The sequence below is a fragment of the Candidatus Dependentiae bacterium genome, from assembly GCA_013821315.1.
Taxonomy (GTDB): domain Bacteria; phylum Babelota; class Babeliae; order Babelales; family Babelaceae; genus JACDHA01.
The window spans coordinates 1-16,142 of record JACDHA010000028.1; the positions used below are offsets into that span (position 1 = coordinate 1).

The 16,142-nt window shown below is 34.3% G+C and carries 14 protein-coding genes; 8 read left to right on the forward strand and 6 right to left on the reverse strand.

Going from position 1 to position 16,142, the window contains the following annotated elements; genetic code table 11:
* Nucleotides 1-1,156: WD40 repeat domain-containing protein (locus H0X48_05960; protein MBA3954836.1), on the reverse strand; the 1,156-nt coding region annotated here is incomplete at its 3' end.
* A 304-nt stretch (nucleotides 1,157-1,460) separates the two neighbouring features.
* Here H0X48_05960 and H0X48_05965 point away from each other — a divergent pair.
* Nucleotides 1,461-2,099 (forward strand): AAA family ATPase, encoded by a 639-nt coding sequence (locus H0X48_05965; protein MBA3954837.1) that lies wholly within the window; start codon nucleotides 1,461-1,463, stop codon nucleotides 2,097-2,099.
* Nucleotides 2,100-2,203: 104 nt separating this feature from the next.
* Nucleotides 2,204-2,479 (forward strand): hypothetical protein, encoded by a 276-nt coding sequence (locus H0X48_05970; protein MBA3954838.1) that lies wholly within the window; start codon nucleotides 2,204-2,206, stop codon nucleotides 2,477-2,479.
* A gap of 418 nt (nucleotides 2,480-2,897) precedes the next feature.
* Here H0X48_05970 and H0X48_05975 read toward each other — a convergent pair whose 3' ends face one another.
* Nucleotides 2,898-4,454: an AAA family ATPase gene (locus H0X48_05975; GenBank protein ID MBA3954839.1), complete on the reverse strand. Its 1,557-nt coding sequence runs from the start codon at nucleotides 4,452-4,454 to the stop codon at nucleotides 2,898-2,900.
* A gap of 592 nt (nucleotides 4,455-5,046) precedes the next feature.
* Here H0X48_05975 and H0X48_05980 point away from each other — a divergent pair.
* From H0X48_05980 to H0X48_06005, 6 genes are all read left to right on the forward strand, one after another.
* On the forward strand, nucleotides 5,047-6,471 hold the full coding sequence (locus H0X48_05980; protein MBA3954840.1) for a recombinase family protein: 1,425 nt from the start codon (nucleotides 5,047-5,049) through the stop codon (nucleotides 6,469-6,471).
* Nucleotides 6,446-7,000, forward strand: a complete 555-nt coding sequence (locus H0X48_05985) for a hypothetical protein (GenBank protein ID MBA3954841.1) — start codon at nucleotides 6,446-6,448, stop codon at nucleotides 6,998-7,000. Before H0X48_05980 ends, H0X48_05985 begins: the two co-directional genes overlap by 26 nt.
* Before the next feature lie 136 nt (nucleotides 7,001-7,136).
* Nucleotides 7,137-7,400, forward strand: coding sequence for a hypothetical protein (locus H0X48_05990; protein MBA3954842.1), 264 nt, complete (start codon nucleotides 7,137-7,139; stop codon nucleotides 7,398-7,400).
* Entirely contained in the window at nucleotides 7,401-7,667 is a 267-nt protein-coding gene (locus H0X48_05995) for a type II toxin-antitoxin system YafQ family toxin (GenBank protein ID MBA3954843.1), read from the forward strand. It begins immediately after the preceding gene.
* Nucleotides 7,668-7,754: 87 nt separating this feature from the next.
* Nucleotides 7,755-8,789, forward strand: coding sequence for a hypothetical protein (locus H0X48_06000; protein ID MBA3954844.1), 1,035 nt, complete (start codon nucleotides 7,755-7,757; stop codon nucleotides 8,787-8,789).
* A 1,010-nt stretch (nucleotides 8,790-9,799) separates the two neighbouring features.
* Nucleotides 9,800-11,512, forward strand: a complete 1,713-nt coding sequence (locus H0X48_06005) for a WD40 repeat domain-containing protein (GenBank protein ID MBA3954845.1) — start codon at nucleotides 9,800-9,802, stop codon at nucleotides 11,510-11,512.
* A 388-nt stretch (nucleotides 11,513-11,900) separates the two neighbouring features.
* Here H0X48_06005 and H0X48_06010 read toward each other — a convergent pair whose 3' ends face one another.
* From H0X48_06010 to H0X48_06025, 4 genes are all read right to left on the reverse strand, one after another.
* Nucleotides 11,901-12,068, reverse strand: a complete 168-nt coding sequence (locus H0X48_06010; GenBank protein ID MBA3954846.1) for a transposase — start codon at nucleotides 12,066-12,068, stop codon at nucleotides 11,901-11,903.
* 330 nt (nucleotides 12,069-12,398) lie between these two features.
* Entirely contained in the window at nucleotides 12,399-13,355 is a 957-nt protein-coding gene (locus tag H0X48_06015) for an ankyrin repeat domain-containing protein (GenBank protein MBA3954847.1), read from the reverse strand.
* Nucleotides 13,356-13,806: 451 nt separating this feature from the next.
* Nucleotides 13,807-15,483, reverse strand: a complete 1,677-nt coding sequence (locus tag H0X48_06020) for a WD40 repeat domain-containing protein (GenBank protein ID MBA3954848.1) — start codon at nucleotides 15,481-15,483, stop codon at nucleotides 13,807-13,809.
* Between the two features lie 50 nt (nucleotides 15,484-15,533).
* On the reverse strand, nucleotides 15,534-16,142 hold a 609-nt coding region (locus H0X48_06025), incomplete at its 5' end, for a hypothetical protein (protein MBA3954849.1).

Sequence of the window (16,142 nt, forward strand, 5' to 3'; positions counted from 1 at the left end):
GAGATGTAAGGACAAATAATAATTGCTCAAGATTTAAAGTTTTTAGTTGAGGAAGAAGCCATAAACGAGCAGTATTATCAATTGACGCAGTTAAAACATACTTACCACAAGGGCTAAATGCTACTGAGGATCCAGGGTCTTTAAGCTCTTTTATAGCAGTGCCAGTAGCTAAATGCCATAAACGAACAGTATTATCATCAGACCCAGTTAAAGCATAGTTGCCACAAGGGCTAAATGCTACTGATGCTACTAGATTGGTATGACCTCTAAGTTCCTTTATAGTAGTACCAGTAGCTAAATTCCATAAACGAGCAGTTTCATCAATTGATCCAGTTAAAGCATACTTACCACAAGGGCTAAATGCTACTGATCTTACCTGATTAATATGACCTTTAAACTCCTTTATAGTAGTACCAGTAGCTAAATTCCATAAACGAGCAGTTTCATCAATTGATCCAGTTAAAGCATATTCGCCACAAGGGCTAAATGTTACTGAAGTTACCCAATAAGTATGGCCTTTAAGCTCTTTTATAGTAGTACCAGCAGTTAAATCCTGTAAATAAACAGTGTTAGCACCTGATGCAGTTAAAGCACATTTGCCACAAGGACTCAATGCTACTGAAGTTAGCCGATCAGTATGGCCTTTAAGCTCTTTTATAGTAGTACCAGTAGCTAAATTCCATAAGCGAGCAGTTCTATCATTTGATCCAGTTAATGCATACTTACCACAAGGACTAAAAGCTACTGAACCTACAGAATAAGTATGACCTTTAAGCTCTCTTATAGTAGCACCAGTAACCAAATTCCATAAGCGGGCAGTTTTATCATCTGATCCAGTTAACGCAAAGTTGCCACAAGGGCTGAATGCTACTGAATTTATAGCCTTAGTATGGCCTTTAAGCTCTTTAAATGAAGTAGGTAGAGCTTTATCTATAGCATCTTTATATTTCACTAATACTTTGCCTTTAAGTCTTTGTTGTACCTTTTCAGGCATGCTAGAGATAACACTAGAAAGCTCTTTTCGCGATGTTTGAGAGAGTAGTGCTTCTAGAGTTTTATCAGCTGCTCGATCTTGCAAAGAAGACAAAGAACTGTAACTGTTTGAAAGGTTTAAAAGAAAGGTAATGAAAACAATTGATTTAGGGAAATTAGTCATGAGTTGGCTCTCTTTATAATTTATTATTTAGACACGCATATAAATATAAGATTAAATATATAATGCAAAATGTCAAATAATAGATCATAATTAATAGGGTATATTCCTGATAAATAACCGTCTATTACACTACTCATTTCTTTTAAAGCTTTCTAATAGCCTATCTAACCATTTACTTATCTAAGGTTATTTTGTTATATATGCAGATACTATATATAAGCTGTAGAGGTTATATGCAATCTATAGTTACTATATATCTAGTGTATATGTGCTCTATATTAATTTTATTAGGGGAGAGGTAAAAATGATAGTAGCAATTGGTGGCATAAAAGGTGGTTCAGGTAAATCCATGACATGTGTCAATCTAACTGTTATACGAGCACTTATGGGTAAAAGAGTGCTTCTTGTTGACGCAGATGAACAAAGATCTGCAAGCAATTGGGTGAACTTACGTATGGCTAGTCAAATATCAACACCATGGACTACTATACGTTTAGAGGGAAACAATGTATGCACTGAAATACAAAAATTAGCATTAAATTATGATGATATTCTTATTGACTGCGGGGGGCGTGATACAACGTCATTACGAGCTGCTCTTATGGTTGCAGACAAGTTTATCGTCCCTTTTCAACCAAAAAGCTTTGACGTATGGACAGCCACTGATGTTAATTCTTTAATTTTAAATGCTAAAATGTTTAATCAAAGACTGATAGCACATTCATTTGTAAATTGTGCTAAACCTCGTGGATCAGATAACGAACAAGCACAAACTATTTTAGCTGAGCTGCAAGGCATGTCTTTATTGCCCGTTACTATAGGTCAACGTAATGCTTTTTCTAATGCTACAGCATGTGGCAAAGGTGTTGTAGAAGATAACACAGATTATAAAGCAGTTACTGAAATCAAAGCACTTCATGATGCTATATATACTATAGAGTAACTATATATTGTATATAGAGTATAGCTATAGCTTATATATATATTCTATAGCTTATAGAGGTTACTGTATAAAGAAAGTTGAAATAAGATAAAGGGGGAAAGATAATGGCTATAGCTAAATTACCTAAAGACGTTGAAAAGTTTATCGCTCAAGGTGGCAGTACTACACAGCTAGCAACAGTAGAAAGATCCCCCGAATTGCCTAAAGAGTCTGTTCAGGATTCTGATGCTGAAAGCTGCCGTATTATTCTAAGACTGCCAAAAGGGCTACTAAAGCTACTTGACAAAGAACGCAATAAAAAAACAAGTAAGCCTTACAGAAATCAGTTTATCTTAGAATTACTTGACTGTGCTTTGAAAGAACTAAAACAAAACATCTAGTATATATAGCTTACATATAAAGAGTATATATACCATCTACACTCTTTATATGTAAGCTATGTTTTATCTAAGAAGTAATACTGTCCTCTACCTGTGATATCTCGTCCACCTAAAGTAATATGTTCAGATACCATACAATTTACAAATTAAGTAGTCTGAATTAAAAGCAGCAATTTCACTCTAACAAAACAAATAGCAGTCAAGACATTTACGTGGCTATACGTCTAGATATCTAGACAGCTAAACGTATAGATGGCTCATTACCTAGAAGTCTAAAAACGAAATGATTAATTACCCGCTAACGCACTTATTACTCTTGAATATTGCTAATTTTTACTTAACCTAGAAGTTATGTGTTATCAAAAACTTCTAGGTTTTTTCTAGGTTCATAAGAGAAAGGTTGCCTATGCTTAAAATATCACTGTATTAACTTTTTTTGCCACTCAAGGGTTAATTTCTTTTTTTTATAATTGAAAGCAAGACCAATAAGTACAATATGTTGTTTACTAATCAAATACCGCTCATAATATCTTCTATCTTCTATTTGCTGTAATGCGACATCTGGGCTTGTATTAAACTTAAGCTCAAAGATATAAATATATTGGTTTGTAGTGATAACTAGATCAATACGCCCTTTATCAGTTACTATTTCTGACTGTATTTCTAGGCCAAGTAAATTACCTAGAAACTGAAAAAGTGAGTGAAAATAGCGCTCTTGTTCAATATATAAATTAGAAGGTATATGAGCAAAAAGACTTTGAAGTACCATGCAAAAAGCATCAACATCATTGGAATTAAGAGCTTTGACCATACGAGAAACAGAACGCTCTACTGTTGTAGCATTATGCTCTGTTAGTGCTGTAATAATAAATGTTTGAAATGATTCACTTACCTCAGCATTAGGGTAATTAAGCTTATACTTTTTAGTTTCTCTATTGTAATCAGTAATAGTAAGATAACCTGTTTGAAAAAGCAGAGGTATAAGGGGGATATGAGTTATATCAAATGTTCCAAGACTTTGAACGCTAAGCTCTATATCTTTGATATCTTCAAGAGCATCATACTGATTTTGTATTAATTTAATAAGAAAAGATGGAGTCCCAGATTCAAACCAGTAGTTAGCCTGTTCTTTATCTTTAAGATAGTAAAGCACTGAATAAGGATTATAAACACGGGTAGGTTCTTGAGAAAAGCGGTAACCATTATACCAGACTTCCATCTCATTCATGATAGTTGTAACAGTACGTTTTTTTGCATGAGCAAAATCATCAATGTAATCTTTGAAATAGTATTCTATTTCACTTTTGGTATAACCAAGTAAAGCTACACCTGGAGAAGCCATAGTAATATCTATAAGATTATTTAGTCCAGAAAAGATAGAGGTTTTAGAAAATTTGCTTACTCCCGTTATAAAGACAGCATGTAAATAGCTATTAAGACCTTTAATAGTATCGTAAAAGCTTTTAAGTACAGCTTGTTGTGCTTTTGCTCTCTCTTTATTTTCAATATGATCAAGTACCGGTTTATCATACTCATCAATTAAGAGAACAACTTTATTTTTTTGAGCTAATTGTTTAACTAAAAAACTAAACTTAGCATTAAGCGTTGGAGCTTGAGATATATCTACAGCGTATTGCTGAGCTATAGAATTTAAAGCCCAACCTAAGCTTAACTTTAATTCGGTAGCAGTCTCATGACTTATATCAGCAAAATCCAAATGAATAACAGAATACTCTTGCCATTTATAGTCACTACTGCCTATCCACAAGTCTTTAAAAAGTTCTTTATTTCCAGAAAATAATTCTTTTAATGTAGAGACAAGAAGAGACTTACCAAAACGACGAGGACGTGAAAGAAAATGATGTGTGTCACCTGTAGCATATAAGTTATAAATATACTGAGTTTTATCAACATACACGTAATTTTGAGTGATCATCTTTTCAAAATCGCTTACATCTCTTGGTAAATTTTTCATGAACTATCTCAGACGGTAAAAGTTAACTATGTCTTTTGCTTCTTTTAGCTTAGCCAAGCACCCCTCTTTAAGCAACTTCAAATTCTAAAAATTAAAAGTTGGGTTGTTTAAACAATTACTCCTTAACTTATTTAAAACTAATTTTAAACACCAAATTTCTCTTTAATCTTAATCGCCTAAAGGCTAGGCCACATGGCTTGATGCTGTGGCTAGCCAAGGCTTGTTAATTAAAGCAGGGAACGCCTGCTTAATTAATAGTTATAAAAAGGGGTGGTGTACACTAACCGTTCTAATAAGCCTTATCTAAATATCATCAGTAAAAGATATACTTTAAAAGCACTTAGAGCGCTTATTCAAGAGATAAAAAGAATTTAGGATAAAGGGGAGTAACAAGGGGTAACGACAACACAGTGTACACTAATCCTATATTTATACTCTAATACCTGATTAGATCAAGCTATTAAGAGCACTAATACTCAGTGCTGTGCAACCCCCCCGTGTAACAAGGGGTAACGCATGGTGTCTAATGACTTTCTTTTCTGTTTTTGCTAGTCTCGATTGGTAGTAGTTTTAAAGCAAAAGAAAGTTTTACATGAAAGCAGTTTTATACATCCGCGTTTCAACTAAAAGTCAACATGCTGGAGTGTCTATTCAAATAAGCGTATGCAAGGAAAAAGCATCGAGTCTAGGCCTACAAGATACGCATGTTTTTATTGATAGTGATGTAGCACATGATGTACCTTTAGAGCAACGTCCTGGCCTTTCAAAATCCTTAAATTCACTCCAGTATGGTGATGTATTTATCTGCACCAATCAAGACCGTATATCACGTAGCACTATCTTAAAAGTACGCTTTTTTCATATACTTAGAAAGTTAGGCGTTCAGTTTGTTTCAACACTTGAAGATACGGATATGACGTTAGCTCAAGGTTATAAAATAACACGACTCTACACTGAAAATAGTATCGAGTACCCTATTTCAAGAACTCAAGAGGTAGCAGCTTATAAAAAAGCAAAAGAAGAAGTTACAGGAACAGTGCCTTATGGCTTTAAAAAAAAAGAGTCAGGCAATCATCTTGTAAGTTGCCCAGAAGAACAGAAAGTAATTGCTACAGCACGTAAACTCCACGCTTCAGGATATTCATTAAGGGCTATACAACAACAGCTTAGTCTTCAAGGAGCTCGTACACGAAAAGGCACTGAACACCAGTTAACACAAATTGCTCGCATACTTAAAAGCTACGCTAAAGAACAAGAAAATAAGCCTCGTGGTAAACGCACATTGCCTTATGGCTTTAAATATAATGGTACTAAAGTAGAACACTGCCCAGATGAACAACAGATAGTAAATCTTGCTAAACACTTGCGCTGCCAAAAACTTACCCTAAGCAAAATAACAGATATGCTCAATAGACTTGGCTATCGTGGTAGAACAGGAAACCACTTTTGCATAAGCCAGATCAGCAGAATGCTCAAAAGAACAAGTTCATTACCCCAAAAAGGACCGGGCACCGTACCCTACGGTTTTATGTTTTGTCCTGCTAAAAAGAGCATAGAGCCCTGTCATAGAGAACAAGAAGTTATAACCAAAGCACAAGCATTACGCGCTCAAGGGTATTCACTTAAAGCTATAGCACATGAGCTTAATCAGTTAGGCTATAAAAGCAGAAATAACACTCTTTTTATGCCTGCTCAAGCAGCTAAAATGGTTTCTTCAATAAAATCAGCACCAGCAACTAAACTTGCTGGACGGAGTAATTTGCCTTATGGATATAGATATGTTGACCAGACATCCAAGACAGAATCTTGCCCTCAAGAACAGAAAGTTATTACAGTAGCTATTGAATTACGAGCTCAAGGATTATCACTTAGGCAAATAACACGTGAAGTTAACCTACGTGGCTACCGTACACGGGCAGGAACGCTCTTTTATATATCTCAAATTGCACGTATGCTTAAAAGACACATACCTCAAACTACAAGGAGTTTCCATGAAAACCCTCAATCAACATTATGACATTTGGCTTAAAACCTATAGCCGCCTAGAAGATCTTATTTCTACTATTCTTGTTAAAACATTTAGATCAGCCGATAAATGGCTTGATGAAAAAAAAGAAAATACAGATCACCTAGCAAATCAAGAAACAGTAGATGCTCAAGTATTTGAAGATGCTATTGATAGGCTAGCGTATAACACTGCTATCAATAGGCGCTTTGAACATTACTATGACCTTACAATAACCTATTTAAAATCATACTTAAAAGAAAAGTATGCTGTACGCTCATTGGCACCCAATAAAGTGTTTCAAGTATGTTGTGACCAACAGCTTATCTCTCAAGCTGAAAGGGGAGAGCTAACCAAAATAGCTCAGTATGCTAAATCTATACGTAAGCCTTATAATAGCGAAGGTGATTACGCTTTCTCTGATGAAATTCTTATTTACACTGTTACACTTAAAGATATTGTTGAAAAGCTTAAGCCAAACACCACCTGCTCATTAAAGTCTTTAGTACATCCATTAGAGCAACATAAACTATCTAACTAGCAAGGGGCAGCCACTGTACTTTGTCTTGATAACTATGGGCATTCTTTAAATCTTGGAGGTAAATCACCATCTGCCATAAGCCTTTATAAATATATGTTTATATGTTAATATATTTATATAAATTGAAAGGATTACTATGAATACAAGAAATGACTTAGCACATATACTTATTGCATTACCAAAAGAGCAACATCGTAGACTTAAAACCCGAGCTGCTACACTAGGTACAACTATGCGAGAGCTTATTTTAGAAGCCTTGGATGCGTTAGACGTATGTTCCCTTAGCACTCATATGCCAAATGAAGAAACACGCCACATCCTTGATGAAATTAAAGAGAAAAAAGGCCTAAAAAAAGCTAAAAATAAAGAAGAATTTATTAAAAAAATTCGGTCGATTTAAATGTTAGAAGCTATTTACAAACAAGACTTTCTAAAAGGTGTAAAAAAAACTAAAAAGCGGGGGAAAGATATAGAAAAACTTATAACTATTATTGAGCTTTTACTTGAGAATAAACCCTTACCTGCTAAGAATCGAAATCATAAGCTTCAAGGTAATTATAAAGGCTTTTGGGAATGTCATATAGAGCCTGATTGGTTGCTGATATATGAAAAAACAGAAACATATATAACTTTTGCGCATACAGGTACTCATGCAGATCTATTTTAAACACTAATCTTACTATCGAAACTGAGAGTGTGATATTATTTTTATTACAGTGAAAGTACTAACCTGTAGCCCTTTTAGAAGTAGAGCATGAAAACCAAATTAACACCTGCTTTAAGAGCCTTTTATGAAGGCCACAAAAACTCACGTTCTGAATCTGCTGATTTAAAAAAATACACGTCAACAAATTCAGTTATTAACCTTGATGAAGTGCACAAATTTAAAATTAAAACTCCTGAAGAATACGTTAAAATTATATCTATCGATGAGGATATTGCCCTAGGGAAATTTTTTGAAAAAATTATCACCCTAGGAAGCACTCAAGGCTTTGTTGCCTTTATGATGTTGTATCAATATATGTACGATAAAAATCTACTTGGCCAAGAAATAGAACGTATCACCGGTCAAGAAGTTATGGATCATATTTTTGGCACAAGAAAATATAAGCTTATGCCAAAAAATAAACAAAAATTTTTGTGCTCTATACTTCAATTATCTGGCTTACAATTTTTCCTGAAAGACTCTAAAGAAACTGCTAAAACACAGCAACAGCTAGGACATGAGACGAATGTTGTCTTTACCAGTTTTACACTGCTTAAAGTAAAATCATTTGAGACACTTGCAGATGAGACAACAATTGCCAATATTCGCCAGGTAAGTATTATGAAAGATTTTATTGATCTCTGGTTTAAAAAGATGAGCCGTCTTTACATACCGCTTGAGAGCATCTTAAAAATTAACCATGATTTTAATAATGACCACCGCCGCGGCTTTAACTTATCACTTGCATTACGTCATGCAGAATTAGGATCACAAAAAGAGTACGTCGAATGGGATCTGCAACAGTGTCTTAATGTGGGCCAATGGTCTATACCTCTACGTCGTAAAACACAAGCATGGGAAAAAGTAATTGAAAGTTTAGAGTCAGGTAAAAAGCAAAAGCTTATAGACTATATATTTGTCTATAAGCCCGGTAAACCTGAAGAACTTCGTTACATAGAAAAAGTTATTATTAAAAGATTATGGAAAACTCAAGCAGAAGCTATAGGACTAGGTTTTAACCCAGAAGATATTAAGGCTCATACTAAAAAAAGAACAAAGCCTATAACTCATAAGTATCAATAACTAGAGTAATTTTATCTTAACAAAACATTGTATTCTTAACATAATTTTGGCCCATTTTTTAATATAATTTTGATACTTTTAGTAGGTAGCGCGTGTACTTTTAGTAGGTAGCGCGTGTACTTTTAGTAGGTAGCGCGTGTACTTTTAGTAGGTAGCGCGTGTACTCTTGAAAATGAGAAGCACTATTCAATCGTTATTTTCGAACGACAAATTTTGATATTAATAATATTAAAGATATTAGTAATATTAGAGAATAAGGAATATCATTTATTAAATTTCTCTTTTAGCCCCGCAATTTAAATCTTAACTTTGGGCCCATACCGGCCCTAGCAGTTGGATATCTTGACGGAACTCACTTCGTTCGTATTTCCTCGGTGCTCGCCCAAGGCTCCGCTCGAGGCTTTAGACTTGAGCAGCGTTAACTAATTTTATTTTGTAGAGCAAAGGGTAAACCACCAACTCTTATCGTTTAAGGATATTTCAGTTTTATTCATTAGGAATAAGCATGTAAGAACTTGAGTAAGTTCAGCATATAATTGATTAAACAAAACACCCCTTAAAAATGAGCCAAGAAGAGATATTTAAACTTAAGTGCAGTAACTATATTGTTTTGGGTATAAAAATTTAATAGACAAAGAGATAGAGGGTAAATTTAAGATATGCCTGCATTAATTTAGACCCATTTTGAATGAATATATGAAATTGTATAGTATTAATACAATTATACGCTATAAATATAAAGGCTAAAAGTAGTTGCTGTTTGCTCGCTCACGATAGATAAAAAAGTAAAGTGTTTAACTTGGCGTAAACCAATTAATACTTAGATAAAGGGAAAGAATTAAAAGACCACTGAATTTTTACATATATTAAACTAGGTTGCTTGATAATAAAAATTAACAGATTGACATAGTTTTAAAGTAAGATATAATAAATATTAACTTTAATGATATTTCTTTTGCATCCTGAACATGTATTAATTTATTTGAACATACTTTAAAATAGGCTATTTTATGATTAATTTGTACAAACAAATAACTTTTTCATTAACTATTTTGATAGCATCTTATAGCTCTAACTCTTTAGCTTCACTACTAGACTTAGCAGCTGATAAGACTATAGAAACATTACTTTCTCAAACACCTGCAGATGTCTTTTCTTGTGTTAAAACCATACCTAACAAAATACAAGAAAAACTTAAAAGACTACTTTTTGACAAGTACCAAAGCTCTATTCTAGAAACAACAAATCTATCTCCTAAGGAATACAAATACCTAGCCTCTAGGGATGAGTCTAATAAAAAAATCTTTTTAAACGTTGACAATAGAGTATTTAGCTCTGATAATAAATTTGTATTAGTGGCAGGAAAAAATGGCGCCGGTTATTGGGACTTGAATGCTGGTATTATGAGAACTATATTAAAAGGTCACACGAAAGAAGTAACTACAGTAGCTTTGAGTAGCTGCAATAAGTATGCTTTAACTGGCTCAGCTGATGAAAGTGTCCGTTTATGGGATATAATCAATGAAAAGTTGTTACAAGAGGTAAAACTCAATACTGGTAAGATAATGGTAGCCGCTTTTGCTACTAGTGGCGATAGAGCTTTAATTGGTACCGAAGATGGGACTCTTTATGTATGGGATTTAATAACGGACAATAAAATCATAAAAACTCTACCCAACTCAATTAAAGACTTAAAAGCAATAGCTTTTAGCTCCTGTTGTAATTACGCTCTTATAAGTTGCAAAAATGCAGTTGCTTGTTTGTTAGATACAAACACTGGTGTTATAGTTCAAGAATTTAAAGGTCATGCTAATGATACTGAGATAACTGCCGTAGCTTTAAGTTCTGATAGTCGTTTTGTTTTAACTGCATCTCGTAATTTAAATGGAACGAGAGATTATATTATACGCTTATGGGATGTAGCTACTGGTATTATTTTAAAAGAGCTGAAGGATACATGGGCTATACATTCTTTAGCATTAAGCCCAGATAATAAATATGCATTAACTGCTCGTTATGATAGCGTTGCTCGTGTGTGGGATTTAAGCACAGGTAAACAAATAAAGGGGTTTGAAGCTAGTAGAATGGAATTTAGCTGCTGTGGCAACTATGCTTTAACAAACATAGGACGAGATACTATTGGTTTATGGACATTACCTTTTAATAAATTAGAAGCGCTTTCTTTAGAACAGTTATTATTTATAAGTAATTGTGCTACTAAGAATATAGACTTAGAAGACATTCCTACACAAAAACTTTTACTTTCTCTTTCATCTCTTATAGATCCATTTTATACATTGCCAGGTAAAGATTATACAAAAATTCCCTTAATTAAAGCATATATAGATCTTAGACGTAGACAGCTCTTTTTTGCAGCGGCTAATGATGATATTGATACTGTTAAAACTTTAGTAGAAAAAGGGTTTAAGACTGAATATACTTTTGATAAAAATGGTAATAGCCTATGGCATTATGCCTTTAAGGGATATGTAAAAGATAGCATTTTTTGTCCTAGTCAAAACGTATTAGCATATTTACTCGAGCTTGAAGGCAAAAGAGAAGGGCTTATCAAACCGAATAAACAAGGATTATATCCATTTACTATTGGTCTTATGTACCATGCAGAATTTACAATGAAATTTATTAGTAACTGCTGCAGAGTTAAGAATGTTAATTTATCTGCTGTATATGACAAAATAACAGGAATATGTACTATTCAATAAACTTTAAGGTTTTAGGATAAACTATTATCTAAGATAAAGGGAAAGATAAAAATTAACTCAGATGTATTGAATATGGTTACACAAAGCTTGTAACTCTTATGTTGCTCAAATTCTATTTATCATTGGACAAAATAAAACAATATGGTGCATTAGCCCAGAGTTGTTATAACAAGACAAACGAAAATCAATATAAAGCTATAGGCTATAAGTACTGATGAAGATATTAAAAATAAATATAGCGCTTTAGAAATAGAAACCATAACTTCTTCTCTCCAGCTTCCTGAAGATATTGCTCATCTTATTGCTCAGTATGTGTAAAACAAATCACCTAAGTGAACGCGCGCCACAGCTTTTAAGCTGTGGCTTCTGCTAAATAAAACTATTAGGACTATATATTTACGACAAGTTTCAGCAAAATATTCATTTGCCCAAAAGCCATCTCCCACAAAGATTCATCTAGCTCTGGAAATTCTTTTCTTATTATTTTACTGCTACTACCTTTTAGGTATTGCACAGCTGTGCTTGCGCTTACATTCGGCTTTAATTTTATCATCATATGGACATGAGAACTAACTGCAAATTTAACTCTTCTATAAACCAGCCATTTATCTCTGTACATTGATAAAATAATTGTTTTAACCGTTCTGCAATAGCATCTTTTAGCAGTTTTTTTCTATTTTGGTATACAAACTAAATAATACATTATTCTGTGCTTTGTATGACCATCTACCCAATATTTACTCATCTAATTATGCCAAATATATTGGCCTTCCAAAAAAAGCTTTGCACTTGAGACCAAATTAGGATAACCATTCACCCGCAGGCTTAAACAGACATGTGGTTTTCTGGTTATTTTTAGTAAAGACAATATATATCTTAAAGTTTTTTACAAAGCGTAAGCAGTAATAACGTTAACAAGATCTTGAGGAAGATTACCAGCAGTTAACGCACCAACAACCGTTTTATAATGTAATAGGTAATCTCGTAGTATTTGCCCTATTTGACTGTATTGTCTATGCATTTCCTTGGCTTGTTCATAATTAGTTATTTCATAATACTCAAGTCTCCGCTTACGATTACGAATAATTCTACCGTACTTAACTACTATCTCTTGCAATGGTTTGAGCTTACAAACAACAATTTTACCATATTCAGCTATCTGCTCTTCTGTTGGTTTGAGCTTTTGTAGTAATGGTTTTATTGGGGCTAGGCGCCCCCATTTAATTACCTTTCGCAATGTTTTTTCCACCTGCTCTTGTGTTATTTTGAGCTTTTGTAGTAGTTGTTTTATTAAGGCTGTGTAACCACCTTCAATTGCTTTTTCCAGCGTGTTTTGCGTAGGATTCGTTTTAGCCTCTTGTACAAGGTAGAAATACCGCGCTAGTATTGCTCCAGTTGTTTCTTTGTCTTCAGAACTCCCTCCCAAATAACACTCTTCATAGGCAATGTTCATAGCTTTGTGACCAGCACCATTTTCAATAAAAGGATCTGCACCAGCTTCCATAAGAATTTGTGCGACATCGACATCGCCTAAGTAAGCAGCCATATGAAGTGGTGTAAAGTCCATACCGCTACTGACGTCAACAGCATTAATATTAGCACCTTTTTCAAGTAGTATTCGTACCATCTGAATGTTACGGCCACTGCTGATAGCAGCGTGAAGTAGTGTATCCCCACATTCATTAGTTACATTGGGATTGGCTCCTTGTTCCAATAGTTTAGCAACTTGCTGCACATTGCCTCTTTCAGCTGCTTTGATCAACTGTTGGTCGATATTCTGTTTATCATTCATGGCCCTAATGCAGGGCAATAGGAGTACCAGAGCAAAAAGTAATTTTTTCATTTATATCCTTTGTCATTTTATATAGTTATTTGTTTCAGGGTATCAGACTTATTTTCTAATTAAAAACAACATAATATAAAGATATCCTATATTTTTCTAATAAGTCGCCTTGCCTGTCGTGATTTGTGTGAGTGGTTATTAGGAACGCATGTCTGTAATGGAGCATTACAACACATGCAACTACCTTAATCAAATAACTACCAAAATAACTTGCAGATCAGCGATATCGAACTATAAGGCAAAAGGAGAAATTAATGAATTATTCAAACATAAAACATAGTTAATTTAAATCAACTAAACCATGCTATACAGATATCAACAAGTCCCTTTTTAGGCCCAAATAGACGAACTTGAATATTTCAAGCACTCACAGGTCACTGAACCGTACAGTAACTTTTTTTAGCTACAGGCTCAGCTACCTCTTCTCTAACTACAGGTTCTGCTAAAACTTTTATTGCTTCAGGTCCTGGCAAATCTTTATAATTGCAGTATTAAATAAATCTTCTATAGACTCAGGCTTAAGTAACCCTTTTATAAACTTAGCAGTAAACTCTTTGTTGTTAATAAGACCTTCAGCAAATGGATAAAGACCAGCCTTATTAGGTGTTATCAATCCTTTATCTTTACCTTCAACGTCTAGTAAATAGGCTAATACTTTCTCATTTGCACACACACTACCATTTTTCTTATGGCCTCTAAATGCATAATGCCACAGATTATTACCAGCTTTATCAACAGTATATACTGTGCTAAAACTTTTTTTTATTAGAGCTTTAACGGTATCGACATCATCATTAGCAGCTGCATGAAAGAGTTGTTTACGTCTAAGATCGATGTAAGCTTTAACTAAGGGGTTAGTAACGTAATCTCTGCTAGACAAGGTAGGATAAGGATCTACTGTTGATGATAAAGAGTTTAGTAAGTTTTGTGTGCATACATCATCTATATTAATGTTCTGCTCTTGAAATGTAAGGGCAAACAAAAGCTGCTCAACGCTTAGAATGTTTAGTTGAGGAAGAAACCATAAACAAGCAGTTGTATCACTTGCCCCAGTTAGAGCATAGTTGCCACAAGGACTAAATGTTACTGAGGATACCCAATTAGTATGGCCTTTAAGTTCTTTTATAGTACTACCAGTAGCTAAATCCCATAAGTGAACAGTTGTATCACGTGACCCAGTTAAAGCATACTTGCCACAAGGACTTAATGCTACTGACATTATATGGTTAGTATGACCTTTGAGCTCTTGTATAGTAGTACCAGTAGCTAAATCCCATAAGCGAGCAATCTCATCTAAAGACCCAGTTAAAGCATACTTGCCACAAGAGCTCAATGCTACGCAAATTATACAATTAGTATGGCCTTTAAGCTCTTGTATAGTAGTACCAGTAGATAAATCCCATAAGCGAGCAGTATAGTCATAAGACCCTGTTAAAGCATATTTACCACAAGGGCTATATGCTACTGAGCTTACATTACTAGTATGACCTTTAAGTTCTTGTATAATGGCACCAGTAGCTAAATCCCATAAACGAGCAGTTTTGTCCCATGATCCAGTTAAGGCATACTTGCCACAAGGACTAAATGCTACTGAAGATACAGAGCCAGTGTGACCTTCAAGCTCTAGCAGAGTAACACCGGCAGCTAAATCCCATAAGCGAGCAGTTCTATCAGCTGACCCAGTTAAAGCAAATTTACCACAAGGACTAAATGCTACTGAAGTTACCCCATCAATGTGGCCTTTAAACGTTTGCAGAATAGTCTCACTGGTTAAATCCCATAAACGGGCAGTTGCATCTCTTGATCCAGTTAAAGCAAATTTACCACAAGGGCTAAATGCTACTGACCTTACCCAATGGGTATGTCCTTTAAGCTTTTTAAATGAAGTAGCTAGGGCTTTATTTAAAGCATCTTTGTATTTTTCTAGCACTTTATTCTTAAGTCTTTGCTGTATTTCTCCAGGTATGCTAGAGATAACAGCAGAAAGCTCTTCTTGAGATGTTTGAGAAAGTAATGCTTCTATAGTTTTATCAGCTGCTCGATCTTGTAAAGAAGACAAAGAGCTGTAACTGTTTGAAAGGGTTAAAAGAAGGGGGATAAAAATAATTGATTTATAAAAGTTAGTCATGAGAAATGTCCCTAATAAAGTTAAGATTTAGTAATGCTTTTTATAAAAGGTTACTGAATAGTACAATAACTTTTTTTAGTTTCCGGCTCCGATAAACCTTTTATAAACTTAGCTGTAAAATCTTTGTTGTTGAAAAGACCTTCAGTAAAGGGATACAGACCTGCCTTATTAGTTTTTATCAACCCCTTATCTTTACCTTCAATTTCTAGTAAGTACGCTAATACTTTCTCATTTGGACACAGAATATCATTTTCCTTATGGCCTCTAAATGCATAATGCCACAGATTATTACCTGCTTTATCAACCGTATAAACTGTGTTAAAACCTTTCTTTATCAAAGCTTTAACAGTATCAATGTCGTCAGTAGCAGCTGCATCAAAGAGTTGTCGGCGTCTAAGATCTACATAAGCTTTAACTAAGGGATTAGTAGCATAGTTTTTGCTTGGTAATGTACCATAAGGCTCTACTGTTGATGAAAGAGAGCTTAATAAGTTTTTTGCGCGTATATCATCTATATTAATACTCTGCTCTTGAGATGTAAGGACAAATAATAATTGCTCAAGATTTAAAGTTTTTAGTTGAGGAAGAAGCCATAAACGAGCAGTATTATCAATTGACGCAGTTAAAACATACTTACCACAAGGGCTAAATGCTACTGA

Excerpts from the sequence above, each read along its gene's own strand:
- H0X48_06015 (MBA3954847.1), bottom strand. The coding sequence starts at position 13,355 with ATGAAAAAATTACTTTTTGCTCTGGTACTCCTATTGCCCTGCATTAGG.
- H0X48_05985 (MBA3954841.1), top strand. The coding sequence starts at position 6,446 with ATGAAAACCCTCAATCAACATTATGACATTTGGCTTAAAACCTATAGC.
- H0X48_05995 (MBA3954843.1), top strand. The coding sequence starts at position 7,401 with ATGTTAGAAGCTATTTACAAACAAGACTTTCTAAAAGGTGTAAAAAAA.
- H0X48_05980 (MBA3954840.1), top strand. The coding sequence starts at position 5,047 with ATGAAAGCAGTTTTATACATCCGCGTTTCAACTAAAAGTCAACATGCT.
- H0X48_06005 (MBA3954845.1), top strand. The coding sequence starts at position 9,800 with ATGATTAATTTGTACAAACAAATAACTTTTTCATTAACTATTTTGATA.
- H0X48_05990 (MBA3954842.1), top strand. The coding sequence starts at position 7,137 with ATGAATACAAGAAATGACTTAGCACATATACTTATTGCATTACCAAAA.
- H0X48_06010 (MBA3954846.1), bottom strand. The coding sequence starts at position 12,068 with ATGATGATAAAATTAAAGCCGAATGTAAGCGCAAGCACAGCTGTGCAA.
- H0X48_06020 (MBA3954848.1), bottom strand. The coding sequence starts at position 15,483 with ATGACTAACTTTTATAAATCAATTATTTTTATCCCCCTTCTTTTAACC.
- H0X48_06000 (MBA3954844.1), top strand. The coding sequence starts at position 7,755 with ATGAAAACCAAATTAACACCTGCTTTAAGAGCCTTTTATGAAGGCCAC.
- H0X48_05975 (MBA3954839.1), bottom strand. The coding sequence starts at position 4,454 with ATGAAAAATTTACCAAGAGATGTAAGCGATTTTGAAAAGATGATCACT.
- H0X48_05970 (MBA3954838.1), top strand. The coding sequence starts at position 2,204 with ATGGCTATAGCTAAATTACCTAAAGACGTTGAAAAGTTTATCGCTCAA.
- H0X48_05965 (MBA3954837.1), top strand. The coding sequence starts at position 1,461 with ATGATAGTAGCAATTGGTGGCATAAAAGGTGGTTCAGGTAAATCCATG.